Raw genomic sequence first — 24,557 nt, 5'->3', positions numbered from 1 at the left:
TCGATGGATGCGAAGCCGCGCAGCCTGACGGTTTATCTTGCCGCGCTGGTCACTCTGGCGCTTCTGCCGTTGGGCCTGATTGCCGTCCTCCAGACCCGTGCGGTCATCGCAGAAGCCGACGACAACTCGCGCTCTTCGGTTTTGGCCCGAACAATCGAGGCGGCCAGCCGGGAACAAGAGCTGTTGCAAAAGGCCGTGGGCGCCGGCGCCGGTTTGGCGGCGGCGCTGGCGGAGGTGCGGGAAGATGGGGTCGTCTGTTCCGCCCTTATGCAGCGGTTCCTGAAAAGTGCGCCGGAATTCGTATTTGCCGGGTTCATCCGACCCGACGGTATCATGGCGTGTTCGACAGCGGACGAAGTCATGGACCTGTCCGACGCTCCGGGCTTCTCCAAAATTATCGAAAACCCGCAGCTGACTTTTTCCGTCAACCGATCCGGCGCTGTTTCAGGGCAATCCGTGATTATCGTCACCCGACCGGTCATGGATCGGGCACAGCTGCTGGGGTTCGTATCCATATCCATCCCCCATGCCCTCGCCAGCATTCCTTTGGATGTCGAGGACCAAAAGAGCGACGTCGTCATTGCCCTGTTCGATGCGAGCGGTGAGGTGCTCTTGTCGAATGTCGGTCTGGACGAAGTGAGCGGCTATTTGCCTCCCGCGCCGGACAAGCGTTTGGTGCTTTCCAACTCGGGAAAGACGTTCTCTGACCGTACACCCCTTGGAGAGGAGCGTATCTTCGCGGTTGCGACGATCATTCCGGGTGAAGTCGCCGTGATTGGTAGTTGGCCACGAGACGTGGCCTTGGCTTCGGTCGGCGCCGGCAGTACCGCCCTGACCATTGCCTTCCCGATCCTTATGTGGGTAACGGGGCTGGGGGTGGCGCTGTGGGGCTTGCATCGGCTGGTGATCCGGCATCTCGACAGCTTGCGTTCGGCCGTGCGTCGTTTTGCGTTGGGTGAGCGCGATCCGATTGAAAGCCTGGAAGGGGCGCCGCAGGAGTTTCAGCAAATCCAGACAGCATTCAACCGCATGGTCTTGTTGATCCGCGAGGCTGAGGCGCAGCACGAACGCGATCTAGTCGAAAAAACGCTGTTGTTGCGCGAGGTGCATCATCGCGTCAAAAACAACCTGCAACTGATCGCTTCAATCATGAACATGCATTTGCGCAAGGCCGAAACCCCCGAGGCCCGGCGCTTGCTGGAACAGTTGCAGCGTCGGGTTCGCGGCCTGGCCATGGTGCACCAAACCTTGAACCAGAACTCGCAGATGACGACGATCAACACCGAGGCGCTCATCGGGCATTTGGTGGCCGAACTGGCGCATCGACCGCCAATTCTGGGTCAGGTGGTCGAGGTCGACTGTCGGATCGCTCCGGTCGAACTGGGGCAGGACCAGGCCGTCACGCTGTCGATGCTGGTGGCCGAGGCACTGACGAACGCGGTTAAATACGTAGGCGTTCCGCAGGACGGACCGCCGACAATTTCGGTGGAATTGACCCGACCCGAGGAGAACACCCTGCATCTGAAAATCTCCAACACGCGCGGGCAGACGGACGACGGTGCGGATCTGTTCCACAGTGGCGGGATCGGTCAGCGGCTGATGCAGGCCTTCCTCCGCCAATTGGACGGTTCCGAAACCATAACCGAGACGTCCTCGCATTATGTGTATGAGGTGACGTTCGATATCGCCGAAGTAGAAGGGGATAGCGAACCAAAGACCATTGCGGATGAGAGAGGCGGTGATGCCCGTGCCGCAGCAGAATGACTTTGAGGTCCTGATCACGGCCGAGCAAGCCTGGCCCGCCTTGGAAAAAGCGGTTCTGGAGGCCCGGCACCAAATCAAGGCAAGTTTTCGGGTATTCGATTTCATGACGCGGCTGCGCAGCGATGAGGCGCGCCAGATCGGCGATACCTGGTTTGACCTGATCGAGCATGTTATCCGCAAGGGTGTCTCGTTTCATTTGGTCATCAGCGATTTCGACCCGATCTTTGCGACCGAGTTGCACGAGCTGAGCTGGCGCACCAAACGGCAGGCGGTTGCGCTTGCGGAAATCCTCGGTCCCGAACTGGCCTCGCGCTTGAGCGTTCGCGTGTCCATGCATCCCGCGCGGGCCGGCGCATTGCCTTGGGCCACGCTGTTACCCGCGGTTTTGCGAAAAAAGGCGCAGCGGATGCAGGAACTGTCCCGCGAACGACGCGAACGGCAGGCGGTACGGCTGGGGTCGGACATGTTGCCCCGGCTTCACACCGTGTCGCACCATCAGAAAGTCGCCGTAATCGACAATGAGGTCTGCTACCTCGGCGGATTGGACTTGAACGAAAGGCGCTTTGACACACCGGATCACGACCGTCTGGCCAAAAACACATGGTCAGACGTTCAATTGCTGGTCCGCGGACCCGAGGCCGCCGAGGCCGCGCGCCATATCGACCGGTTCGAACATGAAATCGCAACCGGACAACCGGACCCTCAGACGACCCATCTGCGCCGCACCCTGTCCAGCCCACGCCGGTTTGCGTTCTGGCGGCTGTCGCCAAAGACCATCGCGCATGAGATCGAGGACGAGCACATCGCCGCCTTTCAGGCCGCGCGGCAACTTCTGCACATCGAGACCCAGTATTTCAGGTCAACCCGGCTGGCCGAGGCCTTGGCTGAGGCGGGCCATTCCAAGCAGGATCTGAAACTGGTGCTTGTTGTGCCAGCCTTGCCCGAGGAAGTGGCCTTTGGCGGGCATGACGGATTGGATGCGCAATTCGGGTTGGACCTGCAAGCCAAATGCCTGGAGATCATCCAGCAGGGGTTCCAAGACCGGGTTTCGGTGTCGACCCCGGTCCAACCGATTTCAGCCAGTGGGGCCGATGCCAGCGCCGAGGTTCTGAGCGGGTCTCCGATCATTCACGTTCACAACAAAGTTCTGGTGGTGGATGACCATCATGCTTTGGTCGGGTCCGCCAACCTGAACGGACGGTCTTTGCGGTGGGACACAGAAGTCGCCCTTCGGGTAACCGACCGGCAGCGGGTTGCGGTTCTGCGGCAGGCCCTGGTGGACCATTGGTGGTTCTCGGATGATCTGAGCAAACCGATCGAGCCCGATGCCATGTTCGCGTGGTGGAAGCGAGAGGTTCGCGCCAACGGCCTGCGTCGCCCCGAAGCGCGCAGTGGTTTCTTGGTCCCGCATGACGCCGATGTCGCGCGTGATATGCGGCAACCGTTGCCGGGGGTTACTGAAAACATCGTCTAGGTGTTTTCGATCGAACTCATGACCTTGGGGTTCATCAACACGCCGAACCACAACAGGATCGGCAGCGCGACGATGGCCCCGACCGGCCCCCACAGCCAAAGTCCGAAGATGATGGCGATGAACACGACCAGCGGGTTCACCTGTAGACGTTGGCCGACGAAGGCGGGTGTCACGAATTGCGCCTCGGACAAATTGATTGCGAGGAAAACCAGCGGGGGCAACAGGGCCGCTGCCCCGCCGAACTGAGTCAAACCGGCAATCAGAAGGCCGGTCATGATCATCAGAGGCCCCAGATACAGCACAAAGTTCAGAAGGCCGGCGGCCACCCCCCAGATCACGGCATCATTGATGCCTATCAGTCCCAAGGCCACGGCCGTTACCGTCCCGAGGCCGATATTGACCAACGTCACGGCAGCGAAATAGCGATAGACCGCGCGGTCGGCCAGATACAGCCGCTCCGTCAACGGGCCGGCTGCGGCATATAGCTCGGGTCGGGTCAAAACGAAGAAGAACAGCGTGCCGATGAAAATCAGGATCTTTGATCCGAAATTGGGCGCCAGCCACAAGGCATCCATCACTGACGGAAGGGCGGACTCCGTTTCCGCTGCCCCATCGGCGCCGACGGTTTCCTCGATCTCGCGTCCAAGCGTTTCGATACCCCGAATGAATTCGGACATCGCAGCGACCCAAGAGCGCAACTCGCGTTTGATGGCAGGCAACTGTTCGACCAGCGCGGACAGCAATGGTTCGAGCAGCAGGAAAGCCGCGACGATGACGGTGCTGGTCACGAACAGCAGTGACGAAGCGGATATCACACGTGGGCAACCGACCTTCTCAAGCTTGTCGGCAAGCGGGGCGACCACGACCCCCAAAACCAACGCAAAGGTGATCGGAGCGACGATGGACCGGGCCAGGTACAAAGCGGTGATGATGGCGATCCCGGTCAGGATCGCCAACATTGCACGCAAGGCCGATGGAGAGCTGAAGGCAGTTGGCATGGGCGCGCTTCACTGACTGCGCAAAGCGTCAGAGGCCCGATCAGCCGCCTCATCCAGCCGTGCGTTGGCCGCGGCATGCAGCTTGTCCAGTTCTTCGTTCAAAACCCTTTGGGCGTGTCGCATCAGCTGATCGCGCCGATGGCCCAGCAACTCGTCCTCTTTGCGGGTGTTGGGCAGCAGAGCGCCAGCCAGAATACCTACGCCCAGCGCCAATGCTCCGGCCGCCAGCGGCTGATCATGAACGAAGGTTTGCGAGGCCTTTGCCGCCTTCTGCGCACGCTTCTCGACCGCTTGCTGCGCACCGATTGCGGCCTTGCGCGCCTCGATCACACGGGCACGGGCCTGGGGTGAGAGCTTGTCCAGACCACGATCCAAGGCTGCAGACAGCACGCTGGCAGATTGGCTGTGTTCAGTCATACCGGTCATCTCCTGTTTCATGCGGCTGTCAGCGTCGGCAACACGCCGGTCAAACCCGTCGAAGGCCTGCTGCGGAGGTACGGCCTGGGGCGGGGATTGGGTGCTTTTTGCGTCAGACCCTGGACCCGCAACCAAAAGGGCTGCTCCTGCACCGAACAGAGCAAAGGCGGCCGGGTTTTTTCGAGCCGCGGACCAGAGTTGCGCACCGATCTGCCCGCCATAGGTTTCGAGCGTCGATTTCGCCTCGTCTGCCAGGCGCTGCGGTGCCAGCGTATCCGACAGAGCATTCAGCGAGCGCGCAAGGGCGCTGCGTTCATATGCGATCTGCGTTTCAAGGGGTGTCAGGTCAGACATGGGTGGACTCCTTCATCGCTTCGATGTCGCGCTGCAGGTTTTTCATGGCTTGCTCGGGAACCAAGGCGGTGGCGGACATGCGGGACCGGCCAAAAAGCGCCAGGCACGCAGCAACCAGTGCCAAGCCCGCGCCAACGAGCAACGAGGCCATACCCACCGATAAGCCATTGGCGGTGATATACGCGACCAGGGCTGTGACCATGAGGTTCAGCGCGATCATCAACAGGATCAGAGCAATGCCAATGCAGGCCAGCCCTACGCCCGCTCGCGTCAGGTTTCGGGACAACTCCTCCCTCGCAAGCTTCGCCTCAGCCTGAAGCAAACCTGACAGATGTTTGAGCGCGTGTGCCAAAAGCCCCGGTGCAGATCGCAGATCGTTGGGGTTATGCATCGCGGCCACCATTCATTCGCGCCAACGCGCTGGTGTGGCCCGAGGTATCGACCGAGGTCCCATGCAGCGGCGACGGATCAATATCCCAAGGATCTGCACCAAAAGATGCGGATTGGGCCGCGCCCGTATTGCGCGCGCTTAGGAAACGGGCTGCGGCAAACCCTGCCAAGGCAGCCGATCCGACGAACAACAGCGGGTTTTCCCGGGCGAAATCAGATACCTTTCGGCTCATACTGGCCAAGTCGGCAGAGCGCACCTGCCCAGCCACGGCCTCCATGTTGTCGGCAATCCTCGACAGGACCTGATGCTGCACAGATTGGTCGGGAAATGCATCGGCAGCTGCCTCGGCTGCATGAGCGGCACTCTCCGCCTCCTGCGCTGCGCTGTCTTTCAAGGATTCGGCCCGGGCCGATGCCTCGGCGGTCACGGTGTCCTTGACCTTGCCGGCCAGATCCTGGGCATGGGCTTTTGCTTTCTCCGTGGTCTCGGTTCGACGTGGCATGGTTCGATCTCCTGTGTTGAGGTCTCGGTCGTTCAACGCATGGTCGGCGAGATTGTTCCCAAGACCAGTTCGAACGCCACGGTGGACCCAGTTCGGTTTCTGTTCGATCCCCCCTTTTTGCGACCAATGCAGAAAAATTTCCGGCGCCCGGAACCAGCTCGCGTTTGGCGCGTTTCACTGACAGCGACGAAGCAATCGAAAGGAAATTACGATGAACTGGGACCAAATTCTTGGACGCTGGACCGAATTCAAAGGCAAGCTGATCGAGCGTTTCGGCGATTTGACTGATGATGAGATCGAACAAGCCCGGGGCGATCGCGAGCAACTGGAAGGCATCATCCAAAAGAAATACGGAGATTCGAAAGAAGACGTTCGGGAAATCGTGGATCGCCTGATGAAGGACATGTAGCCCAAAGGTAGATGCGCACATCGCGTGGGGTGGCGTCAGACCAATGGCGCCCCACACACTCCCAAAATCGACCCCAAAGGTAATCACGAGCGCCATGAAGCTGTCTGACCTCATCAACACGCCCGTTGTCCCAGCTGGAGCCGACCAAGCGATTGGTCGCGTTTCCGATATCGCCATCCGCGCTGGGCAAACCGAGTTGGAGTACGTCTTGGTCAATCTGAGCCTCACCGGAGGGAATGACCCGGTGGCGTTCACGGCCGATACGCTCGAATTTGGCGCAAGCGAGGTAACGTGCGCGATTTCCCAACAGCAAGTGGATCATCTGCGCCAGCGCAAAGACGACGAAGATCCCCTTGCAGTGGACATCGAAGGCCTGCCGCCCTTGGTCGTAGGGCCGTTCGGCAACGCGATTGCGCCGATTGTGATGGGGGCGGTCCTGAACGACGCCCTACGCAAACGCCCGCAACCCACGCCACCCGGAAGCAAATTCCGATGGTTTACGAAGTTGCAGGGCAACCCCGTGTTTGACGCGACTGGTGAGTTGGGCAGATTTTTGGATATTGAGATCGACCCAGACACCAAGACTCTGCGGTTTCTCCTGATCGACGGGCGACCAGCTATCCTGAGTTTTCCGTTCGCTGAACTACGCAATATTCCGGACGACGAACACTACATGGTTCTATCTAGGTCTTCCGACCCGCTGCACCCGGCCTGAGTATCTGGACACAACTTGTCAAACCGCGCAGATGCGCGGTTTTTTCTTTTTAAAACAAATATTTTTTGCATTTTTCTGGGAACAAGTCGCGGCGTCATTCGTTTGTTCAACAAGACCGCGGGAAATGCGGTCAGAACAGACCAAAGGAGTGAGCTATGAAACGTTTTGTGACCACAACTTCGATCGTTCTGGTGATGTCGGCATCGGCCTATGCAGAAAGCTCGAATGTCGAAGAAGTCGGCAAGAACCTGGAAGAGGCAGCCGAGGCAGCCGGTGATGCGCTGTCGAATACCGCGCAGGACATCAAGAACGCTGCCCAGAACACGGCGGAAGACGTCGACCAAGCAGCCGAAGCAACCGGTGAGTACATCAGCGAAAAAGCTGGACAGATGGCCGATGCAGTTGATCCCACCACCATCGACATCGAAGGTTATGTCCCCGTTGCCCAAGGCACCATCCCGGCCGAAGATCTGACCGGCATGCGCGTCTATGACGTCTCGCAAGAGTGGATCGGTGAGATCGAAGAGGTTGTCGTCGACATGGACGGATCGGTCGATGGGGCCGTGATCGGCGTCGGCGGGTTCCTCGGCTTGGGGGAAAAGGATGTTCTGATCGATTTCTCGCGCGTGTCGCTGATGCGTGAAGTCGATGGTGACACCACCTATGCCTTCGTTCACGCTGACAAAGAGATGCTGAAGGACATGCCGGCCTACGAAGGGTCGTAAACCGGCTCCTCAGTCGCAAAGAATGTGATCAAGCCGCCGGCCGATTTTTCGGTCGGCGGTTCTTTTATTCCTGTCCATCCGCCACGTTTAGATCAGCGGGCGCGGAACGGCTTCGGTGATTTCGACCAAGCCAAGCTCGGCTAGACCCTCAAGATCGTTAATCTGCAGCACATTGTTGGCCCACTCGGCCAGGCCGAGATCTTTCAGGCGGCGCAGGGTCTTGTTTGTGTGAACCAGCGACAAGCCCAACGCATCCGCAAGATCCTGCTGCCGGTAGGGCAGCGGACACCGCAAGTCTTTGGCCAATCCGACGGCCTGGGACCGTGTGTAGAAGCGGTGCAGGCTCCACGCGATCTTCTCGATCGCGCCGCGCTGGCCAACGGTTGTCAGGGCGTCGCCCAAGAAATGCTCTTCGACGGCGGCCAGGAATGTCAGGTCAAAGGCCCGATCTGGCTGGTTCTGATACAACTCGAACAGCCGCGAGCGATTGAACACGCACAGCCGCATCGCGGTTGTCGCTTCGACGGAGTGCCGCATCTCGCCCATGACCCCAGCCTGCAACCCGACCAGATCGCCGGGAAGCACAAAGCCGATGACCTGCCTACGACCGTTTTCCAGCGTTTTGTAACGAACGCCCATCCCGCTCAGAACCGTGAACAGATGCGCGGATTTCGCACCCTCGATGAACAGTTGTGTTCCGGGTTCGGCCTGCATCTCGCCGGTTTTGAAACTCTGCATGAACCTCAGGTCGTCTTCCGCGAACGGCAGGAAGACGTCCATCTGCCTCAGCGGACAGTCCGCACATGCGATCAGAGAAATTTTCCGTTGCTGTGTCATAGTTTATTGCGGCGCTGCGGGATTGGCCTACGGTGGCATCGAACAGATTTCAGGAAGGTATTGATGAAAGCCTCTTCCCGCAGCGTAGCAGATGTTTTGATTGTTACGGAAAACTTTATCGAAGCAGCGGACATCAGTGACGCCATCCCCGGAGTTTCGCCCGATCGCATTGTCCATATCCGCGAGCTGCACGCGGGCGGGCATTTCTGGCAGGATCCCAAATTCGCCCCGGCCTTAGGCGTTCTGAGCTATCGCAGAAGTGAGACGTCATTCAACGCCGTCGCACGGCTGTTGGTTGAACGCGGCAGTGCACTGTTGCTGTTGGACCCGTCCCCCGAGGTGCAAGCTCAATTTGAATGCGCGGCTCTGACACGGCCTTTCACGGCCGCGGATCTTACCCGCACGATTGCATCCATTGATTTCAGTGGGAACGGCTTGAAGATCGGTTCTGACACTGGGTGAAACGGCGCAGGGCGCGTTGTGCCTCCAATATCCTTGAACGAAAAAAGCGCGGCCGATGCCGCGCTTTGTTTTGTACTGACAATTTCCGAACTGATCAGATCGCGCTGCGCGCGGCCTTCGGGCCAAAGATCAGCCAGCAGATGAATCCGATGACCGGAAGCAACAGAACGAAAAGGACCCACAGGATTTTTGCACCGGTCGTCGCAGACGAACCGATGATCGAGATAATGGCCCAGATCGACAAAACCAGGACGATCAGACCGCCAATGCCATATACTTCCACCATACCGAAGTTCCTTTCGAATTACGTGTCGTTGTTCCTACGAGGATACAACGCGATAGGTGGCTGAAAGTTCCCGACAAAGATCTGGGTGTGATCCCAGTTCTCGTAGAAGTCTTGAGGATTTCTTCGCCTGACGGAACCAAAACGACCGGCAGAACGTTGGGATTGAAGGTCGATACATGGGGTCAAAATGTCCAATACACACGAAGCGCCGCGAAAAGATCTTGTCGAGAAAGAAAGCGAGCGCGAAGCGGTCGAAGAAGCGTCTGGGCTGTCTCCGCGCCTGATATTCGAGACCATCCGCCAAAACGGCGAGGAGGAACTGGATCGCCCGACCAAAGCGTTGTTCTGGTCCGGGATTGCCGCAGGAGTGCTGATCAGCTTTTCGGTGCTGGGCGAAGCGATCTTGCGGGCACATCTGCCCGACACCAGCGGTCGGTTCCTGATCGAGAACCTGGGCTATTCTCTCGGCTTTGTTCTGGTCATTTTGGGGCGGATGCAGTTGTTCACCGAGAACACGATAACGACCGTCGTTCCAGCCATGATTAATCCGTCTGTTGCCTGCTTCACCAAAACCGCGAGGTTGTGGGCAATCGTTCTGGGTGCCAATGTGCTTGGGGCGTTTGCGATATCTGCCTTCCTGATCCATACGCCGGTGTTGTCGCCCCAGCTCGTCTCAGTCATCAACGACCTGAGCCACCACGCCACTGGCATGGGCGCCTGGGTTGGCTTTCTGCGCGGAATACCGGCGGGGATCCTGATTGCGGCGATCGTTTGGATGCTGCCATCGGCACAGAACAACGAGGTGCTGGTCATCGTAATCTTCACTTGGATGATTGCGGCCGGTGACTTTACCCACGTCGTTGCCGGATCGGTGGAAATGGCGGTTCTGATGCTTCAGGGGCAGTTGCCACCAGGCGCAGCCGTTTTCAGCTTTTTCCTGCCCGTTCTGGCCGGCAACATCATCGGAGGAACCGCTGTCTTCACGATGCTGGCCTACGCCCAGATCAAACCCGAAATAGAAGAAGACCCAAAGCGCGGCTGAGGCGCTTTGGGTCTTTGGATCGCGGGTTGGTTGGCGTGGCAGTGACGAATAGCGGTGTCAGCGATTCCTGATGAAAAACCAGATCAGCAAACCGGCCAAACCCAAGCCGAGCATGGCCGGCAAGACGTATTCGATGCCCATATCGGTGGCGGTGTACCGCGTGTTCTAACCGCGATCCGCCTTGCGCAACGCGAGCCCCAGCAGGACACCCACGCCCAACGCTCCGACCATTGCCAAGCCCGGGTTCTCGCGAACGAATGCGGCACTTTTCTCGGATGTTTGCTTCAGCTGCTTTTGCGCCTCGTCGCGCGCCGTTTTCAACGTGTCACGCGTTGCGGTTACGCCATCTTCCAACGCTGATTTGGCCTCCTTGGCCACTTCGTCGATCCGCGCCGCCATCTCCACATGCGGAGTGTCCTGAGGGGCCTTTTTCGCCGTTTTCTGTGTCATGTCAGATCTCCTTTCACCGACCCAACGCGAGCGGTCGCCAATGGTTCCACCAAAATGATCCGGAACCATTCTGGGGTTCCAAGCGTTGACCCGTCAGTAGCCACAGAAATGAAAGGAAATCCCATGTTGTCCTGGGCGCTGATTTTTTTCGCACTTGCTATCGTTGCTGGCATCTTCGGGTTTGGCGGCATCGCGTCGGCCTCGGCCGGTATCGCGCAGATCCTTTTCGTGATCTTTCTGGTCCTGTTCATCGGTTCGCTGATCTTGCGGCTGATCCGTGGGTAAGCCCCCGCGCATCCGCACTCCCTGAAACAGTCCCCCGAGGTTCAAAGCCCTATGAAAGATGCCGTCCATACCCAAACCGCCGCCGAATTGCTGATTGCCTGCCTCGAGGCCAACGGCGTGACCTGTGCATTCGGTGTTCCGGGTGAGGAAACAACCGATCTGATCGCCGCAATCGACAAGTCGAGCATCGACTTTGTCCTGTGCCGGCACGAGCAGTCGGCGGCGTTCATGGCATCGGTTCACGGTCGATTGACGGGGAACCCGGCGGTTTGCCTTTCGACGCTTGGACCTGGAGCGACCAATCTTGTCACCGGTGTGGCTGACGCCACGCTTGACCATGTGCCGCTGATCGCCCTCACAGGACAGGGTGCGCGGTCCAGGCTGGGCCGCGAAAGCCATCAGATCATCGATCTCGAAGCACTCTTTGCGCCAGTCACCAAGTTGAGCCGAACGCTGATGGTCGCGGACGAAATTCCCCAAGTCGTTGCCGAGGCCGTGCGAATGAGCAAGATCAACAAACCCGGAGCCGTCCATCTTTCCCTGCCCGAGGACCTGGCCGAGGTCCCGACACTGGCCGAACCTTTCGTGGCCCCGCCGCCAGCCGAGGTGCGACCGGCGGCCGATGCGGTCATCCGTTCCGCGCGCCTGCTGGCCGAGGCGAAAAAGCCCTTGATCCTTGCAGGACATGGGGTGATCCGATCCGGCACCGCAAGCGACGTTCGGGCACTTGCGGAAAGCCTTTCCGCACCGCTCGTCACGACATTCATGGCCAAAGGCGTTTTGCCACCGGGGCACCCGCTCTCGCTGCATTCGATCGGTCAACCGGGCAAGGAATTGGCGTCTGAAGCCTTCGACCTGTGCGACCTGATCATTGCCATCGGGTTTGACCCGGTTGAATATCCACCCTCGAACATCTCGATGAGCGGTAAGAAGCCGGTACTCGAGATCACGGACGTGGCCTCGACTGTTGATGTGGACTGGCCGGTAAAGGCCGCTCTGACTGGGGATCTTCCGCACTGCATCGACGTTCTGGCCAAGGCCACCGCCGAACGTCCCACGCAAAGCTGGTTCAAAGGTCTCCAGCGGAGGATTGACGCCTCGCTGGAGGGTGGACCAACAGCTACCGATGCCGCCTGCGTCGCGCCGTCGGACATTTGTCAGGCGATTTCCGAGACGCTTCGCGAAAGCGACGTTCTGTTGTCTGGCGTGGGCCTGCACAAACTTTGGGTCGCCAGCAAGGTTCAAGCACGCCGAGCGGGTCAAATCATCATTCCGAACGGCCTGGCCGGTATGGGCCTTGCGCTGCCCGGAGCGATCGAGGCTGCCCGCCTGTTGGACGAGGGTCGGGTGATCGCCGTTTGCGGTGATGGGGACTTCCTGATGAACGTTCAGGAGATGGAGACGGCGGCCCGGTTGTGCGTGCCCGTGACCGTTCTGATCTGGGAAGACAACGGCTATGGTCTGATCGATGAAAAACAGCCAGGTGCGCGCGAGTTTTCCTTCGGCAACCCCGATTGGGAGTCACTTGCCCGATCCTTTGGCTGGGTCTACCACGACATCGAAAGCCACAGCAAACTTGCTCCTGCTCTGCAGGCGGCTGCCGACGTCGCCGTTCCGACATTGCTGCGGGTGTCGGTCGACTATTCGGCTGATGGCGGGATGCCCACTGTCACCTGATTATTTTCGTCGAAAGTGGAACCAAATCCGCCTTTGGCCGTTTCTTCCCCAGTAGAAAAAAGGAGTTGTCATGACCGACGCATTGAACGTTGTCCCGAACGAAAACCCCGTTTCGACTGGCGTGCGCGACACCGCGCCCTTGGCCAAGGGTCTGGCTGATGTTCTGGCCGACACCTACCGGCTGACTTTCAAGACACATGCGTATCACTGGAACGTGGAGGGCCCGCTGTTCTATTCGATCCACAAGCTGACGGAAGAACAGTACGAAAACATGTTCGCCGCCGCTGATGAGATCGCGGAACGCATTCGCGCGCTGGGCCATCTGGCGCCCTCGCGGATGTACGACATCCTGGATTTCTCGGCCATCAAGGATCGCGAAGGGGACCTGCCCGCCGCCGAAATGATCGAAGATCTGGCTGCTGATCACGAGCGGGTGGCGCACCGCCTGCACGCCCTGACCGAGCTTGCAGGAAGCCGCAAAGATGTCGTGACTGAAGATCTGGCGACCGAACGTTCAGCATTTCACGAGCAGGCAGCTTGGATGCTGCGGGCGATCTCGAAATCAAGCTGACGCGGTGACCGTGCGCGTGTGTCGTTTTGCGACCCAACTGTGCGCGTTTAAGGTCTTGTGCAGGCTTGCCGAAAAACCGGCAAGCCTGCACATTCCGATCTGGTGACTAGTCCAAAGGGCGGCAATGTCTGAAAAAAACACGAAAAGCCAAAACTTGGCCGAGGAGCGGACCGACTGGGCCGAAGACCGCACCATTTTGGCAAATGAGCGCACATTTGCGGGATGGATGAGAACCGGAATGGCATGCGTGGCCATCGCCCTTGGCCTCAAGGCCGTATTTTCCGCCGTCGAGCCCGAGTGGCTGGCGAAAGCCGCAGCCACTCTTTTTGTGTTGATCTCGCTGCTGATCTATTGGGGAGCGTGGATGAACGCCCGCCGCGTGTATTCCCGATTGGAAGCGCACAGCGCCCAACCGGCATCTCGCTTCCACTTGCAACTGGTTGTCGGAAGCCTGTCCCTAGGTTCCGTCGCATGTTGCCTTGTGTTGTGGTTGGTTTAGACGCCCTTGTGCCGTCGTTGTTTGACTTCGTTTACGGTGCGGCCAAAGAAAGCCAACCCTAATTTCCCGCTTGCCTGATCCCCAGTTGCTCTGCCTGCACTGGTCCAGGAAAAATCCAGCTTTCGGCGGTCCAATGCCGGGGAGCAGTGCACTAATTTTTGTTTGTTTTGCAGCATCGAAATTTTGGGCTCGAAGCGGCCCTTCGCGGAATTGCTTTGTGACCGCTCATTGGAGCTATCGGCCGTTTGCCCAATAGCCCGGGCTATTTAGAACGCGTCGATAGAACGAACCCTGACTTCGCGCCCGTATATCTTGCCTTCTGTGCACAGTACAAATTCAGATCTTCTGAGGTTGCGGTTTGCCTTGCGATTTTGGACAGGGTGCTTCGTCAGGCGATCAAATTTTTTAGTATGACAGGCTGACTGGCTTTGAGCCGCAATTCCTCTGGAACGACACTACTCCAGGAAACCTCCCCACCTTTCTCGGAACATACTTGCAATCGTGCCTCTTGGCGTAGTCACCTGCGGATGACGATCGGAGGAAGTCGATGAAGCCTTGGACAATCATGTTTTGTGCGTTCTGCACATTCGCTCTTGTCGCTTGTGCCCCGAAAGTTCGTACATATGAGAAGGTTAATTCGGTTTCATTTTCGGCTAGGACAAACAACGCACTTGGGCAGGCGGCGACCCGGCTTGGGGACCCAAAAGACGGCCGGTCCGGTGTCAAATTGATCAGCGACGGTGAACAAGCCTTGGTGTCACGGCTTCTACTCGCTGCAGCAGCTGAACAATCGATCGACGCTCAATACTACCTTTTGCATAACGACCCGACAGGTCATCTCTTTGCGGCCAGTCTTTTGCAGGCGGCGGACCGAGGCGTACGTGTTCGCTTGCTTTTGGATGACATGGACACATCCGGATATGACGCGATGACAGCCGCATTGGACTACCACGAGAATATTGAAATCCGTCTGTTCAATCCTTTCTGGCGCAACCAAAGCCTGATCATCGCCGGGCTCACGGATTTCAAGCGGATCAATCGCAGAATGCACAATAAGTCGATGACCGCAGACAACGTGTTCACAATTGTCGGTGGTCGGAATATAGGCGCCGAGTACTTCCTGGCACGGGAGGAAATGAACTATGCGGATCTGGATGTTCTGGCAGCCGGTCCCGTCGTAAATGAAGTTTCCAAAAGCTTTGACGAATATTGGAACAGTGAGTTCGCGGTTCCGGCCCGCGTGGTCGTCGCACAACCTGAAGAATTATCGCTTGGCCAAGCGCGAAGCAGACTGAATGAGCTCGTGGAGGCGGCAAAGCAGACCCAGTACGGCGAAGCTCTCAGAAAATCTGCAAGGGAGAGTTTTGCAGACGGCACGCTTTCCTTGGATTGGGTGCCTGCAAAACTCTACGCCGACCCGCCTTCCAAAGCCGCAGGGCTTGATAACTCAGGTCCAATTCTCGCGTCGCAATTGCTGCCGTATTTCGAGAGTGCCGACAGGGAGGTCAATATCGTTTCGGCCTACTTCGTGCCACGCAACAACGGCGTGAAGTGGATGACCGAACTTGAAAACCGAGGTGTCGAAGTCAAAGTCGTAACCAACTCGCTTGCTTCAAACGACGTAGCGCCAGTCTATGCGCACTACGCCAAGAAACGCCGGGCTTTGCTGCGCGGTGGTGTCGAGCTTTATGAATTGCGGCCTGACGCTTATCAGGTCCAACGTCGTGGAATAAACTGGGCTCAATCTCGGTCAGGTCTTCACTCCAAAGCGTTCGCTGTCGATGACCGATATCTGTTTGTCGGTTCGTTCAATTGGGACCCTCGTTCAGTCAACATCAACACGGAAATGGGCATTCTCATCGACTCTCCAGCGCTTACCGCACAAACGATGGGTGCTTTGGACGATGCGCTTCCAGCATATACATATCATGTGACGATGGAGAGTGCTGGCCAACTTAAATGGAGTACCCGGGGCGAGAACGGAGAAGTTCTCGAATATGACTCAGAACCAACGGGTTCGGCTTGGGATCATATCGTGGCTGGGTTTTTCAGTATTCTACCAATCGGCTCTCAGCTTTAGTAGCGTGGGAGAGGGTCCGTGAGAGCGGAGACGCTCAACCAGGTCCCTATCCGGGAAGTCGGTCGAGTGCTTGGAGTGCGCCATGTTCTCGAAGGTTCGGTCAGGCGCGCAGGTCAGCGCGTCCGGTTTACGGGCAAGTTTATCGATGCAGAAGGCGGCAGTCATCTCCAGGCAAATCGCTTCAATGGCCCTCGGCGGTCCAGACGATTGAGCCTAATGGCGGCAACTCTTGGGCAATCTAATCGATCAAGAAATTGGGTCACGCGTGTCTGACTTGCTCGTGCTTCGAGAAGGTCCGTTCTTCTGCTGTGCTGTTGACGTTCTATCAATTGCATCGCGCTTGTGGCAGTCTTCTTCGCATTTGAAGAAAAGTGGATAAGCAGGAGGGGCACATGGAAATTCGAACCACATCAGGGCGCGGCCGTCTATACGACAGCGTCCTGGACACGGTCGGCAACACGCCGTGCATTCGCATCAACAAAATCGCGCCGGCCAACGTGACGGTCTACGTCAAGTTTGAAGCCTTCAACCCCGCGGGCTCGGTCAAGGACCGCCTTGCGCTGAACATCATCGAAGCTGGTGAAAGGGAAGGTCGGCTTAAACCCGGGCAAACGGTCGTCGAGGCTACCTCGGGAAATACCGGGATTGGTCTTGCGATGGTATGTGCCGCAAAGGGTTATCCGCTTGTGGTCACTATGGCTGACAGCTTCTCGGTGGAACGCCGCCGGTTGATGCGGTTTCTTGGGGCCAAGGTTGTGCTCACGCCTCGTGCGCTCAAGGGTTTTGGGATGTACTCCAAGGCCAAGGAGTTGGCCGAGGCAAATGGCTGGTTTCTCGCCAGCCAATTCGAGACAAGTACCAATGCCGACATCCACGAGGCCACGACAGCGAGGGAAATACTGAGCGATTTCGAAGGAGAGCGGCTGGATTACTGGATCACCGGTTATGGAACAGGCGGTACCGTTTCGGGCGTGTCGCGCGTTCTCAAGCGCGATCGCCCTGACACCAAGATTATCCTTACCGAACCTGCAAACGCTGCGATTGTCGGGTCTGGCTACGTGAACACCCGCAACGAGGCCCATCAGCCCACTGAGAGCCATCCGGCCTTCGAACCGCATCCCATTCAGGGCTGGACGCCCGACTTCATCCCGTATGTGCTTCAGGAAGCTCTGGACAATGCTTATTATGATGACCTGCTTCCCGTCGCCGGAGCGGATGGTATTGCCTGGTCCAGACGTCTGGCCGCAGAGGAGGGGATCTTCACCGGAATCTCAGGGGGATCCACATTTGCCATCGCAATGGAAGTGGCCAAAAGCGCCCCGGACGGATCGGTGATGCTGGTGATGCTGCCCGACACAGGCGAGCGGTATCTTTCGACACCGCTGTTTGACGGGATTGCCGAAGATATGACGGATGAGGAACGAGCGATTTCCATGTCGACACCAACGGCGCAAATGCCGTCTGAGTGAGCCAGGTCTCGTCGCTAATCGAGCTGGGTATTAGACCGTGCGATCCGCGGCGTTGATGCCGTTCTTAGTCTTGCGGTCAGCGGGGTTTTTGCAACGCGTGGCTCGACGATCAAACGCTCCGGTTGGGTCGCGATGCAGACGTTGAGGGACTTCTTTTTTGAATGCCGCGTGTCCTTATTCAAGCTGCGCCTGGTCGGACAAGTGTCGCAATGAAGCGCCGATCGAGAGTACCAGAACGTTATCCAACGATTGTCTGGTCTAGGCCGTGAGTGAACACCGGCCCGCCAACTGAGCAGTGCCTAAGCGCCCTTCCGCAGGGCGGATTGGGTGATCCAGCACCTCCGCGACCTCAGGTTGGGGTGTATCATCTTCTGGGGCATTCGATGGGCGGCATGATCGCTCAGGAAATCGCCCGGCGGGATTTTGAAAGGGTGGACCGATTGGTGTTGTACGCAACCGGCGCGATTGGCGTTTTGCCCGAGCGGTTCGAGACCATTGAGGAAAGTAAAAAGCGTGCGGCAGAGGACGGCCCCGCCGCAACCGCCCATCGGATCGCTGCAACTTGGTTTCTGGATCGTGAAGCCGCACAAGGGTTTGAGCACTGCGCCGCCGTCGCCGCGCAAAGCAAACTGGCTGCAACAAACGCTGGCCTGGACGCGATGTACTCTTGGTCCGGAGAGCAGAACCTCAGCCAAATCCGGCAGGAAACACTTGTGCTTTGGTGCGATCGGGATCGGACTTATCCGTGGAGCCAGACTCATATGCTTTGGCAAGAAATCCCCAAGACCTCGCTTGCGGTCGTGCCGGGTTGCGCCCATGCGGTTCATGCCGAGAAGCCTGAACTATTCCAGCGTCTGGTCTCCGACTTTCTGGAGTGATGGGCGCTGCAGGCGGCAGGGTGCTCTGCAGGAAACAACCGAGCTCAGGCTGTTGAAGTTTCCTTGGCGTCTATTCGAGCGGGAAGCAGAATTATCTTCGTGCCAGTCGCAACGCACAGGTTTCCGGTGCTGGGCCAGAAAAACCTATGTGAGTCGCTCGTGGCTTGATTTGACGGCGACACGGGGCCCACACTCAAGTCTCACGAAATGCTTTCGCAAAGTAGTCGCTGAACGGTTTGATCAGGTAGGCAATAGGTGTTCTGTCCTGCGTCCGTATGAAGGTTTCGACCGGCATTCCAGGGACCAGAGGTATTTCCGCGGGCAGTTTTTTCTGCTCGCCGGCGTTCAGTGCGATCTCGGCGGTGTAGTAGGTCTGGTTTGTCGAAGCTTCCTCGAACGCATCCGCAGAAACCAAGGTGACCCGTCCTGTCAATTCGGGCGTCTCGCGCTGATCCATGGCCGAAAAGCGCAAAACGACATCTTGTCCGACGAACATCTGGTCGACGTGGATGGGGTCGACGCGGGCACTTATGATCAGCGGACGATCCTGCGGAACCAGGTACAATACCGGGTCAGCCGGCTTTACGACCGCACCAAGGCTGAAGATGTTCAATCCGTGTACGACCCCAGAGACCGGCGCCGTGATTTCAAGGTTGGCGATACGCTCTGCAATATTCGTCGTTTCCTCGCGCAACTCCAGTTCCCGATATCGCAGGTCCCTGAGGCGCGTAATGGCATCTTCGCGGCGTTTGCTTTGCAATTTGAGGATTTGAATCTCGATTTCGGTCTTTCGCCCTTCGGATTCAGCGATACGGGCGGTCAGATCACCCATCGTGCCGCTCAGGCGTGCTTCTTCCCGTTGCAATGACAGGACGCGGGATGCGGGCGCCAATCCGCGCTCAAACAAGGACTCCTGATCCGTCAGTTCCTTTCGTATCAGGTCCAGCTGGGTGGCAAGCGCCAGTTTTTGAGCATCAATCCCGACAATCTGGCTGTCGATCTGACCAACCCTTTTGAGTTGCTGATCAATCTCCTGCGCGATGGATTCCTTGCGCGCCGCAAACAGACGTTCCTGACCATAGACCAAGTCCGCGATGTCGATGTCCAAAGATGCGGCTTGCTGAAGTATGGGATCAAAGCGGATTTCTTCGGTTCCGTCTCTTTCCGCCTCAAGACGACCACGGCGGGCCATGAGTTCGTAAAGCTCTTTTTCGGCGATCGCCAATTTGGTAGCAAGGTCATTGGATGCCAGCTTGATCAGGACGTCACCGGCCTCGACCAAGGACCCTTCGTCGACAAGTATCTCGGCGACCACGCCGCCATCGGGGTGTTCCACAACCTGTTGATTTTGATCGACTTCAATTCGGCCGCTGGCAACGATTGCCCCGGCAATATTGGTCGTGAAGGACCAATATCCAAAGCCCCCAAGCAACAGTATCAGGCCCGCAAGACCCACGAGTACTGGTCCGCGCGCAGACCACGACAGGGACGAGTTTACGTCGGACCGTTCCGGTTTCATTTCAGGCCTCCCTGTCTGGCGGTTTTTGCGATTTGTTCGTGGTTGATAACGAGTTTCCGAAGAACGTCTTTCTTGGCGCCAAAGTCCCGGACGGTGCCGTTTTCAAGCATTATCAGCTTGTCGCATTCCTGGATTGCGGCCGGCCGGTGGGCCACGATCAACACGGATTTTCCGTTTGCCTTGAACTCTTCAATTGCGCGATTGACCGCGGCACTGCCTTCCACGTCGAGGTTTGAATTTGGTTCGTCCAGCACCAGCAGAACGGGGTCGCCGTACATGGCGCGGGCAAGGCCGATACGTTGCATCTGACCACCGGACAGTTGCCCTCCGTTCGCCGATACGCAGGTGTCGTAGCCATCAGCGAGCCGCAGTATCATCTCATGCGCATCTGCTTTCTTTGCGGCTGCCACGACGGCGGCATCGTCCGGCTCGGGCGCCATTCGGGCAATGTTTTCGGCAATGGTGCCGTCGAACAGTTGAAACCGCTGCGGAAGATAGCCGATGAGGCTGCCAAGTTCGGTCGAGCCGTATTGATCCAGCGCGGCGCCATCCAGCCGGATCGTGCCGCTGTGCGGACGCCATACGCCAGTCAAGGATCTTGCGAGTGTGGACTTCCCCGCGCCGGATGATCCAATCAAGCCAACCGCTTCGCCTGGGTTCACGCTGAACGAAACGGATTTCAGAGCGGCTTGCCGTGAGTTCGGCGGAAAGACGGTCAGGTTTTGAACAACCAACTTGGCTTTGGGTTTCGGCAGTCGCGTATTCACACGTTCGGGCGGTACGGTGCCGAGCAGTTCGGCCAGACTGTCCCAGCCCTTTTTTGCGGTCTGAACCAACTGCCATTGCGCCACAAGCTGCTCCATGGGTGCCAGCGCTCGGCCCAGCAGGATTGAGCTGGCAATCATTGCGCCTGCAGTCAGTTCCCCCTGAAGCACAAGAAATGCACCGACGCCAAGGATGGCCGACTGCAAAAACAACCGGAAAGTCTTTGTTACATTGGCAAAGCTGCCGCTTACGTCGGCTGAGCGGATCTGCTCCTTCAGCGCCCGGTCGCGCAACGTCTTCCACCGCGTGAAGGTCGCATCGCGCATACCCATCGCCTCAACGATTTCGGCTTCGTTCCGCAGCTGGTTGGACATTGCTTCGGACGAGGCGACAGCACGGCTGGCATTCGACATGGGCTGTGCCGAAAAAACTCGGTTCAAACCCGTCAGTGCCAAGATGAGCAAACCACCCAACGCAGCAACAGCGCCAAGCCACGGGTGGAATATCCAGATGCCCAAGAGGAAAACGGGCGTCCAGAATACGTCGAAAAAGGCCATTGGAACCGGAGATGACAGAAGCCGCTGAACAGCCTCAAGATCGCGCAGGCCGGTTTCCGTTTGATCGTCCGGAGCGACCGAGGCCTTACGCTGCACAGCTTCGAAAACCCGACGGTCAAGGCGTGCCTGGAAACGCGCCGCGACGCGTCCGAAAATCCTTCCCCGAGCATATTCAAGCAGGCCCAGAATGCCGTACAAGAATGCAACAAGCACAGAGAGAGCGACCAGCGTTTCCACCGATCGGCTGCCCAGTACTCGGTCGTATACCTGCAGCATATACAATGGCCCGGTCAGCATAAGAAGGTTGGTGAAGCAACTGAGAACACCGACAAAAACGTACAGCCGCCAGCTTTCCCGGCGCACTTCGCGAAGTTCCTGACGCCCCGTTTCGACTACGAATTTGGGTTTTCCCATTGGCCGTCACCTTTGTTCTCAACTGATGACCGATACGCTGATCAGACCCGGTCGGATTTGTTTTTTGATTTTGGCCTCAGCGGGCGCGGGAACGATCCACGCGGTGTCGCGAGGAACATATCGTGATTCATAAATATTTGATCCGAACGGCCTGTGCGCTCCGTACCAGCGGTAAGCCAATCATTGGCTTGCAAATCTCAGGTGGAGGAAATTATGACGACAATTGCAGGAATTGCCGCAGGAAATCCAAGCTTTAGCATTCTTGTCGCAGCAATAGGTTTTATCGATGACCAGAAGGGGACTGACTACCTCGGTGTCCTCAGTGGAACGGCCGGTGACCCTTCTGCGACCTACACGGTTTTTGCCCCAACAAACGCGGCATTCGGGCAGCTCGCAGCTGATCTGGGTTTTGCGGGCGACGCTACCGACACCGCAGCCGTAACCGCATTTCTGACCTCTTTGAACGAAGATCCCGTCGAAACCGCAACGCTGCTTGAGACGATCGTCACCTATCATGTTGCAGCTGGCACCCAAGGGTCGTCCGAGATTGCGTCGGCGGGTTCGGTGACCTCACTTCAGGGCGGAGTGATCGACGCGTCCGAACTGCCGACACTTGGCGATCTGGAGCCGGACCTCATCAACCCGTCGCTGGTGCAGACAGACATTCTGGCGGACAATGGCGTGGTCCACGTGATTGATCGCGTTCTGCTGCCGATCGATCTGCCAGGCAATGACGCCCCGACGATCACCGAAACCGTTCTTGCGGTAAGCGGCGCATCCGGTTTTGACGAAAACGGAGGTGATTTCGATATTCTTCGAGAAGCCCTGATCGCGGCTGATCTGGCGGGCGCCCTGAATGACCCGAATGCCGACCTTACCGCCTTTGCGCCGACCGATGACGCGTTTATCGCGCTCTCGAACTCGCTGGGATACGAAGGCAGCGATGAGGGCGGAGCGTTTGCCTATCTTGTTGACGCACTGCGTTTGCTTAACGGCGGAAACGATCCCATCGAACTGTTGACGACGGTGTTGACCTACCATGTCTCGGGTGAAAGCCTGCAGGCCAGCCAGGTTCTGGCATCTGAGGAAATCGAAACGCTCCAAGGCGGCACGATTGGCGTGGATGCTGAGACCCTTACCCTGGTTGATGCCGATCCGGACGTTCAGGATCCAAGCCTCATCGCGACCGACATTCAGGCGTCGAACGGTGTGATCCATGTGTTGAACGGCGTTCTGCTGCCCGCCGATCTGCTGCAATCTGACGGTTCAGGGGCAGTCGATTTCGTCATCGGAGACGATGGTCGCGAAGTCATCCGCACGGGTCGGGACAATGATCTGATCGATGCCAAAGGCGGCAACGATATCGTTTTCGCAGGACGTGGTGACGATCTGGTTCTCGCTGGTGACGGTCGGGACAAGGTCTTCGGCGGCAAGGGTGACGACACCCTGAACGGAGAGGGTGGAAACGACATCATCTTCGGCGGCCGCGGAAATGACGAGATCGCGGGCGGTGCCGGAAACGACAAACTCATCGGCGGCTCGGGCTCTGACAGCTTCGTCTTCGAACAAGGCGGCGGTCATGACACTGTGTTCGGCTTTCGCGCAGGTCGCGACAAGATTGACCTCAGCGCCTACGGCTTCACAGATTACGAGGAAGTCGAGGATGCGATCAGCGGCCGTTTCTTCAAGACCAAGATCGATTTGGGAGACACGGAAATCTCGTTGTTCGGCGTCCGCGCCAGCAGCCTAGACGAAGGTGATTTCATACTCTGATGGGCAAGCCCGCCTAGACTGGTCAAAACTGTTTGGGCGGGCTTTTCTTGTTGAAATGGCTTCACTACATTTTTCGTTAACAGTGTTTTGGATGTGTCTGGCGACAGCCGGGGCAAACCCCGCTACTTTCCTTAAGTCATTAATTTTCAATGATTTTATTTTGCAGGCCCGCGTGTATCATGCAAGACGCAGGCACCCAATCAAGGCCGAAAACTCGTGATTACAGCGGTGCCGGGCGAGGTCGGACCACGCATCGCGCGAAGCTCACCGCTGGCGTCCTCAAGGCGGACCTCCCTGGCCACCATCGGCTGTATGTCAACGTCACCCCGCTCGATCAGTCCAAGCAGACGCGGGTACTTCCAAAACGGCATGCCCCGGGTGCCAAAAACCGAGAGCTGTTTGGAATAGATCGCGCGCATGTTCATGCGCATCCAACCGTCACCCGACGGCATCCCAATCTGTACGTGACGGCCCAAGATCGCGAGGCACTCCAGTGACGCGTTCGTCGTTGTTTCGATGCCAAGAGCTTCGATGGAAACTTGCGCTCCTCCACCGGTGATTTCCAGGATCGCGGTCGCCGCATCCTCCTTGGATGCATTGACCGTCGCGTCCGCGCCGTGGAGATTTGCGTGCTCGAGTTTCTCATCGACGACATCCACCACGACAACCCGGCATCCCAGCATTTTCGCAAGCAAGAGGACGGACAGACCAATTCCACCGGTTCCATGGACGGCAACCCATTCGCCCGCAGCAACATCTGCTCGGTCCGTCAAAGCATGCCATGCGGTGGTGACGCGGCAGCCCAGGCCGGCGGCGAGGGCAGGGGAGAGTGTGTCTGGCAAGTGAACCAAGTTATGGTCAAAGGGCACCGCAACATATTCCGCATAGGCGCCCGGTGCGCCAAATCCGGGAACGATCTGGTTGGCGCAGGTATTCGACACTCCGGTTTGACAGGCATGGCAACTGCCGCAGCCTAGGATGAATGGGGCGATGAGGCGATCACCCACCTTGTGTTTCGCATTGGACCCGGCCTCGACCACGGTGCCACAGTATTCGTGCCCTAGGATGGAGCCGTTTTGAACTTTCGGGTGGGCACCGGACCAGCCGTGGTAGTCCGAGCGGCACACGCCGCAGGCGGCGACCTCCAAGACCACTCCGTTGTCGGGGCAGGTTGGGTCCGGGACCGTTTCAATCGAAAGGTCCTCGTTGAACTCTCTGACGACTGCAGCTCGCACTTCGCGCTC

At 58.0% G+C, this 24,557-nt stretch carries 25 protein-coding genes; 15 read left to right on the top strand and 10 right to left on the bottom strand.

The genetic code is table 11. The annotated features are described in order from the left end of the window. Positions 1 to 3: 3 nt before the first annotated feature. The gene (locus AC2FNZ_RS09540) at positions 4 to 1,764 is read left to right on the top strand and encodes a sensor histidine kinase (protein ID WP_496840382.1); all 1,761 of its coding nucleotides are present in this window, start codon (positions 4 to 6) and stop codon (positions 1,762 to 1,764) included. Further along, a complete protein-coding gene (locus tag AC2FNZ_RS09535; RefSeq protein WP_496840380.1) occupies positions 1,742 to 3,238 on the top strand; it encodes a phospholipase D family protein in 1,497 nt (498 codons plus the stop codon). Before AC2FNZ_RS09540 ends, AC2FNZ_RS09535 begins: the two co-directional genes overlap by 23 nt. Here the strand turns inward: AC2FNZ_RS09535 and AC2FNZ_RS09530 are convergent. The 4 genes from AC2FNZ_RS09530 to AC2FNZ_RS09515 are packed head-to-tail and all read right to left on the bottom strand — an operon-like array spanning position 3,235 to position 5,900. Then, positions 3,235 to 4,236 carry an AI-2E family transporter gene (locus tag AC2FNZ_RS09530; RefSeq protein WP_170339312.1) on the bottom strand — a complete coding sequence of 334 codons (1,002 nt, stop codon included), beginning with the start codon at positions 4,234 to 4,236 and terminating at the stop codon, positions 3,235 to 3,237. The genes AC2FNZ_RS09535 and AC2FNZ_RS09530 overlap by 4 nt on opposite strands. Positions 4,237 to 4,245: 9 nt before the next feature. Continuing rightward, positions 4,246 to 5,007, bottom strand: coding sequence for a DUF883 family protein (locus AC2FNZ_RS09525; protein WP_170456357.1), 762 nt, complete (start codon positions 5,005 to 5,007; stop codon positions 4,246 to 4,248). Then, complete coding sequence (locus AC2FNZ_RS09520) at positions 5,000 to 5,410, bottom strand: phage holin family protein (protein ID WP_496840378.1); 411 nt, start codon at positions 5,408 to 5,410, stop codon at positions 5,000 to 5,002. The genes AC2FNZ_RS09525 and AC2FNZ_RS09520 overlap by 8 nt, the downstream gene beginning before the upstream one ends. Then, the gene (locus AC2FNZ_RS09515; protein WP_496840376.1) at positions 5,391 to 5,900 is read right to left on the bottom strand and encodes a hypothetical protein; all 510 of its coding nucleotides are present in this window, start codon (positions 5,898 to 5,900) and stop codon (positions 5,391 to 5,393) included. Before AC2FNZ_RS09515 ends, AC2FNZ_RS09520 begins: the two co-directional genes overlap by 20 nt. Positions 5,901 to 6,111: 211 nt before the next feature. On the opposite strand from AC2FNZ_RS09515, the gene AC2FNZ_RS09510 reads away from it, so the two are divergent. The 3 genes from AC2FNZ_RS09510 to AC2FNZ_RS09500 all read left to right on the top strand — a co-directional run bounded on the left by AC2FNZ_RS09510 (position 6,112) and on the right by AC2FNZ_RS09500 (position 7,749). Next, positions 6,112 to 6,309, top strand: coding sequence for a CsbD family protein (locus tag AC2FNZ_RS09510; RefSeq protein ID WP_093961665.1), 198 nt, complete (start codon positions 6,112 to 6,114; stop codon positions 6,307 to 6,309). Between the two features lie 94 nt (positions 6,310 to 6,403). After that, positions 6,404 to 7,024, top strand: a complete 621-nt coding sequence (locus AC2FNZ_RS09505) for a PRC-barrel domain-containing protein (protein ID WP_496840374.1) — start codon at positions 6,404 to 6,406, stop codon at positions 7,022 to 7,024. Between the two features lie 155 nt (positions 7,025 to 7,179). Continuing rightward, positions 7,180 to 7,749, top strand: a complete 570-nt coding sequence (locus AC2FNZ_RS09500; protein WP_496840372.1) for a PRC-barrel domain-containing protein — start codon at positions 7,180 to 7,182, stop codon at positions 7,747 to 7,749. Positions 7,750 to 7,836: 87 nt separating this feature from the next. On the opposite strand, the gene AC2FNZ_RS09495 is transcribed toward AC2FNZ_RS09500, so the two are convergent. Then, positions 7,837 to 8,529, bottom strand: a complete 693-nt coding sequence (locus tag AC2FNZ_RS09495; protein ID WP_496840371.1) for a Crp/Fnr family transcriptional regulator — start codon at positions 8,527 to 8,529, stop codon at positions 7,837 to 7,839. 117 nt (positions 8,530 to 8,646) lie between these two features. Between AC2FNZ_RS09495 and AC2FNZ_RS09490 the strand changes: the two genes are divergently transcribed. Beyond that, positions 8,647 to 9,048 (top strand): hypothetical protein, encoded by a 402-nt coding sequence (locus AC2FNZ_RS09490; RefSeq protein WP_496840369.1) that lies wholly within the window; start codon positions 8,647 to 8,649, stop codon positions 9,046 to 9,048. A gap of 94 nt (positions 9,049 to 9,142) precedes the next feature. Here the strand turns inward: AC2FNZ_RS09490 and AC2FNZ_RS09485 are convergent, their stop codons facing one another. Further along, positions 9,143 to 9,334 carry a PLD nuclease N-terminal domain-containing protein gene (locus AC2FNZ_RS09485; protein ID WP_093961670.1) on the bottom strand — a complete coding sequence of 64 codons (192 nt, stop codon included), beginning with the start codon at positions 9,332 to 9,334 and terminating at the stop codon, positions 9,143 to 9,145. Positions 9,335 to 9,521: 187 nt separating this feature from the next. On the opposite strand from AC2FNZ_RS09485, the gene AC2FNZ_RS09480 reads away from it, so the two are divergent. Continuing rightward, positions 9,522 to 10,376, top strand: coding sequence for a formate/nitrite transporter family protein (locus AC2FNZ_RS09480; RefSeq protein ID WP_496840367.1), 855 nt, complete (start codon positions 9,522 to 9,524; stop codon positions 10,374 to 10,376). Between the two features lie 165 nt (positions 10,377 to 10,541). Here AC2FNZ_RS09480 and AC2FNZ_RS09475 read toward each other — a convergent pair whose 3' ends face one another. Next, complete coding sequence (locus AC2FNZ_RS09475) at positions 10,542 to 10,826, bottom strand: hypothetical protein (protein WP_496840365.1); 285 nt, start codon at positions 10,824 to 10,826, stop codon at positions 10,542 to 10,544. A gap of 123 nt (positions 10,827 to 10,949) precedes the next feature. Here AC2FNZ_RS09475 and AC2FNZ_RS09470 point away from each other — a divergent pair, with 123 nt between their 5' ends. The 7 genes from AC2FNZ_RS09470 to AC2FNZ_RS09440 all read left to right on the top strand — a co-directional run bounded on the left by AC2FNZ_RS09470 (position 10,950) and on the right by AC2FNZ_RS09440 (position 18,285). After that, complete coding sequence (locus AC2FNZ_RS09470) at positions 10,950 to 11,111, top strand: DUF1328 domain-containing protein (RefSeq protein ID WP_093961673.1); 162 nt, start codon at positions 10,950 to 10,952, stop codon at positions 11,109 to 11,111. 51 nt (positions 11,112 to 11,162) lie between these two features. Next, positions 11,163 to 12,788, top strand: a complete 1,626-nt coding sequence (locus tag AC2FNZ_RS09465) for an acetolactate synthase large subunit (protein WP_496840364.1) — start codon at positions 11,163 to 11,165, stop codon at positions 12,786 to 12,788. Between the two features lie 70 nt (positions 12,789 to 12,858). Continuing rightward, a complete protein-coding gene (locus tag AC2FNZ_RS09460; RefSeq protein WP_496840363.1) occupies positions 12,859 to 13,359 on the top strand; it encodes a Dps family protein in 501 nt (166 codons plus the stop codon). A gap of 124 nt (positions 13,360 to 13,483) precedes the next feature. Next, a complete protein-coding gene (locus tag AC2FNZ_RS09455) occupies positions 13,484 to 13,858 on the top strand; it encodes a YidH family protein (protein WP_170339287.1) in 375 nt (124 codons plus the stop codon). A 547-nt stretch (positions 13,859 to 14,405) separates the two neighbouring features. Beyond that, positions 14,406 to 15,938, top strand: coding sequence for a phospholipase D family protein (locus AC2FNZ_RS09450; RefSeq protein WP_496840361.1), 1,533 nt, complete (start codon positions 14,406 to 14,408; stop codon positions 15,936 to 15,938). A 392-nt stretch (positions 15,939 to 16,330) separates the two neighbouring features. After that, the gene (locus AC2FNZ_RS09445) at positions 16,331 to 17,407 is read left to right on the top strand and encodes a PLP-dependent cysteine synthase family protein (protein ID WP_496840360.1); all 1,077 of its coding nucleotides are present in this window, start codon (positions 16,331 to 16,333) and stop codon (positions 17,405 to 17,407) included. 383 nt (positions 17,408 to 17,790) lie between these two features. Further along, complete coding sequence (locus AC2FNZ_RS09440) at positions 17,791 to 18,285, top strand: alpha/beta fold hydrolase (RefSeq protein WP_496840359.1); 495 nt, start codon at positions 17,791 to 17,793, stop codon at positions 18,283 to 18,285. 193 nt (positions 18,286 to 18,478) lie between these two features. Here AC2FNZ_RS09440 and AC2FNZ_RS09435 read toward each other — a convergent pair whose 3' ends face one another. Further along, positions 18,479 to 19,804 (bottom strand): HlyD family type I secretion periplasmic adaptor subunit, encoded by a 1,326-nt coding sequence (locus AC2FNZ_RS09435; RefSeq protein ID WP_496840357.1) that lies wholly within the window; start codon positions 19,802 to 19,804, stop codon positions 18,479 to 18,481. Further along, positions 19,801 to 21,540, bottom strand: a complete 1,740-nt coding sequence (locus AC2FNZ_RS09430) for a type I secretion system permease/ATPase (protein ID WP_496840356.1) — start codon at positions 21,538 to 21,540, stop codon at positions 19,801 to 19,803. Before AC2FNZ_RS09430 ends, AC2FNZ_RS09435 begins: the two co-directional genes overlap by 4 nt. A gap of 213 nt (positions 21,541 to 21,753) precedes the next feature. Here AC2FNZ_RS09430 and AC2FNZ_RS09425 point away from each other — a divergent pair, with 213 nt between their 5' ends. Next, the gene (locus AC2FNZ_RS09425; RefSeq protein WP_496840355.1) at positions 21,754 to 23,313 is read left to right on the top strand and encodes a fasciclin domain-containing protein; all 1,560 of its coding nucleotides are present in this window, start codon (positions 21,754 to 21,756) and stop codon (positions 23,311 to 23,313) included. A 200-nt stretch (positions 23,314 to 23,513) separates the two neighbouring features. Here the strand turns inward: AC2FNZ_RS09425 and AC2FNZ_RS09420 are convergent, their stop codons facing one another. Beyond that, positions 23,514 to 24,548: a zinc-binding dehydrogenase gene (locus AC2FNZ_RS09420; RefSeq protein WP_496840354.1), complete on the bottom strand. Its 1,035-nt coding sequence runs from the start codon at positions 24,546 to 24,548 to the stop codon at positions 23,514 to 23,516. Between the last annotated feature and the right edge of the window lie 9 nt (positions 24,549 to 24,557).

Source organism: Ruegeria sp. SAZA006, from assembly GCF_059613465.1.
Note: the sequence above shows the minus strand (reverse complement) of the source record. Positions and strands in the feature narration are given on the sequence as shown.

What these genes read in the sequence shown, in the direction of transcription:
- AC2FNZ_RS09465 (WP_496840364.1), top strand. Translation starts at nt 11,163, where the DNA reads ATGAAAGATGCCGTCCATACCCAAACCGCCGCCGAATTGCTGATTGCC.
- AC2FNZ_RS09500 (WP_496840372.1), top strand. Translation starts at nt 7,180, where the DNA reads ATGAAACGTTTTGTGACCACAACTTCGATCGTTCTGGTGATGTCGGCA.
- AC2FNZ_RS09510 (WP_093961665.1), top strand. Translation starts at nt 6,112, where the DNA reads ATGAACTGGGACCAAATTCTTGGACGCTGGACCGAATTCAAAGGCAAG.
- AC2FNZ_RS09470 (WP_093961673.1), top strand. Translation starts at nt 10,950, where the DNA reads ATGTTGTCCTGGGCGCTGATTTTTTTCGCACTTGCTATCGTTGCTGGC.
- AC2FNZ_RS09515 (WP_496840376.1), bottom strand. Translation starts at nt 5,900, where the DNA reads ATGCCACGTCGAACCGAGACCACGGAGAAAGCAAAAGCCCATGCCCAG.
- AC2FNZ_RS09480 (WP_496840367.1), top strand. Translation starts at nt 9,522, where the DNA reads ATGTCCAATACACACGAAGCGCCGCGAAAAGATCTTGTCGAGAAAGAA.
- AC2FNZ_RS09505 (WP_496840374.1), top strand. Translation starts at nt 6,404, where the DNA reads ATGAAGCTGTCTGACCTCATCAACACGCCCGTTGTCCCAGCTGGAGCC.
- AC2FNZ_RS09460 (WP_496840363.1), top strand. Translation starts at nt 12,859, where the DNA reads ATGACCGACGCATTGAACGTTGTCCCGAACGAAAACCCCGTTTCGACT.
- AC2FNZ_RS09495 (WP_496840371.1), bottom strand. Translation starts at nt 8,529, where the DNA reads ATGGACGTCTTCCTGCCGTTCGCGGAAGACGACCTGAGGTTCATGCAG.
- AC2FNZ_RS09475 (WP_496840365.1), bottom strand. Translation starts at nt 10,826, where the DNA reads ATGACACAGAAAACGGCGAAAAAGGCCCCTCAGGACACTCCGCATGTG.
- AC2FNZ_RS09455 (WP_170339287.1), top strand. Translation starts at nt 13,484, where the DNA reads ATGTCTGAAAAAAACACGAAAAGCCAAAACTTGGCCGAGGAGCGGACC.
- AC2FNZ_RS09445 (WP_496840360.1), top strand. Translation starts at nt 16,331, where the DNA reads ATGGAAATTCGAACCACATCAGGGCGCGGCCGTCTATACGACAGCGTC.
- AC2FNZ_RS09430 (WP_496840356.1), bottom strand. Translation starts at nt 21,540, where the DNA reads ATGGGAAAACCCAAATTCGTAGTCGAAACGGGGCGTCAGGAACTTCGC.
- AC2FNZ_RS09525 (WP_170456357.1), bottom strand. Translation starts at nt 5,007, where the DNA reads ATGTCTGACCTGACACCCCTTGAAACGCAGATCGCATATGAACGCAGC.
- AC2FNZ_RS09450 (WP_496840361.1), top strand. Translation starts at nt 14,406, where the DNA reads ATGAAGCCTTGGACAATCATGTTTTGTGCGTTCTGCACATTCGCTCTT.
- AC2FNZ_RS09485 (WP_093961670.1), bottom strand. Translation starts at nt 9,334, where the DNA reads ATGGTGGAAGTATATGGCATTGGCGGTCTGATCGTCCTGGTTTTGTCG.
- AC2FNZ_RS09440 (WP_496840359.1), top strand. Translation starts at nt 17,791, where the DNA reads ATGGGCGGCATGATCGCTCAGGAAATCGCCCGGCGGGATTTTGAAAGG.
- AC2FNZ_RS09540 (WP_496840382.1), top strand. Translation starts at nt 4, where the DNA reads ATGGATGCGAAGCCGCGCAGCCTGACGGTTTATCTTGCCGCGCTGGTC.
- AC2FNZ_RS09520 (WP_496840378.1), bottom strand. Translation starts at nt 5,410, where the DNA reads ATGGTGGCCGCGATGCATAACCCCAACGATCTGCGATCTGCACCGGGG.
- AC2FNZ_RS09530 (WP_170339312.1), bottom strand. Translation starts at nt 4,236, where the DNA reads ATGCCAACTGCCTTCAGCTCTCCATCGGCCTTGCGTGCAATGTTGGCG.
- AC2FNZ_RS09535 (WP_496840380.1), top strand. Translation starts at nt 1,742, where the DNA reads ATGCCCGTGCCGCAGCAGAATGACTTTGAGGTCCTGATCACGGCCGAG.
- AC2FNZ_RS09435 (WP_496840357.1), bottom strand. Translation starts at nt 19,804, where the DNA reads ATGAAACCGGAACGGTCCGACGTAAACTCGTCCCTGTCGTGGTCTGCG.
- AC2FNZ_RS09425 (WP_496840355.1), top strand. Translation starts at nt 21,754, where the DNA reads ATGACGACAATTGCAGGAATTGCCGCAGGAAATCCAAGCTTTAGCATT.